This is a genomic window from Chryseobacterium sp. CBo1, assembly GCF_001693475.1.
In the GTDB taxonomy this organism is placed as follows: Bacteria; Bacteroidota; Bacteroidia; order Flavobacteriales; family Weeksellaceae; genus Chryseobacterium; species Chryseobacterium formosense.
In genome coordinates, this window is sequence record NZ_MAUH01000061.1 from 1 (window position 1) to 1,369 (window position 1,369).

1 rRNA gene is annotated in these 1,369 nt (G+C 37.0%); it reads right to left on the reverse strand.

Annotated features, from left to right (window positions below):
- Window positions 1-119: ribosomal RNA gene (locus BA768_RS18720) — 16S ribosomal RNA — on the reverse strand; the annotation flags it as partial.
- Window positions 120-1,369: the final 1,250 nt, after the last annotated feature.

Genomic DNA, 1,369 nt, shown 5'->3' on the forward strand with positions numbered 1-1,369 from the left:
ACACGTGTTCCGCACCCGTACGCCGCTCTCTCTATTCCGAAGAATAAATACCGCTCGGCTTGCATGTGTTAGGCCTCCCGCTAGCGTTCATCCTGAGCCAGGATCAAACTCTCCATTGTATGTTTGTCTGACTCACTCAAAGTTTTGACGCTTTAGTTTTTCCTTACTTGGTTGTTATATTGTATGTCAATGATCTTCTTGTCTTACGCTTCCTACCCAGCTACTTTCTGTCGTTTTCGCTATCCGTATTTGCGTGTGCAAAAGTAATTGTTATTTTTTAATTGACCAAATGTTTTTTCAAGAATTTTTAAAGTTTTTTGATGACCTTAATCTCTCTATTCACACCCCCTTCAATCCTACTCCTGCGCTTCCCGTTTTACCGGACTGCAAAGATACAAATCTTTTTTATTTCTGCAACTTTATTTTAAAAAGTTTTTAAAATAAAAGCTACTTGTTTGTGATCCGTATCTCCTATTATGCCTATAACCTATCTTGCGATTTTTATATATAATAAAAGTAGTTCTTTCTAATTATGCTTACCTAAAAGCTCTTCTGCGCTTACCAAACAACTCTCGTTTTTCAGTGGGGCAAAAGTAGTACTTCTATCCTATACAATCCTAATTTATTTAACATAAAATTTATGTTCAATTCATATTTGATACTAAGTCCCTGAATTTGTGGAGAATAATTTTAAAATAATGTTTGGGGGTTTTAGCTGGAGAGTAAGTTGGTGAGTCGGAGAGTTGGAGGATTGGAGGGTTAGAGGGGATTGCAGGGATTAATAATTTTTTTTTTTTTGGGGGGGGGGGACGTTGCTCGTATTTGTGTAGGGGGAGGTGCCGCTCCTACGGAGCTCTATATATGATATATTTCTTTTCTACAAAGATGACGCTCCGATGGAGCTATGAACAGGAAGCTTCTACGGCTTTAAATTCTTTTTGCAGATCGTCTGCTATGAACAAAACGCTCCTGCGGAGCCTGGATAAGATATTTCTAAAGGCAATCTGTCAGCTGCGATTGTGACGACATCTTTTTGCTCGCTCTTACGGAGCTCGTCATCTTATTATATCTGTGGTTCAGCTCCGATGGAGCGGGAAATTGTTTTGCTGTTGTATTATCCGATTGATATGGTATTTAACCTTAATCACAAAAAGAATATAATGTTTTAAATAGAATTGGATATATCCGAAATTTGAAGATAGCAATCTGTACAAAAGACTTCAACCCTAGCCCCGATGTTCTATGTTAATCTGCAAATTGTTTATGTTAAAATTTTACAGTTTTTCAGATAGTCTTGTTGATAAGCTATTTTGTTTTTTACCACACCAAAACAAATTCTTAAAAGCTTGTTACAAACAGCTATCAATGC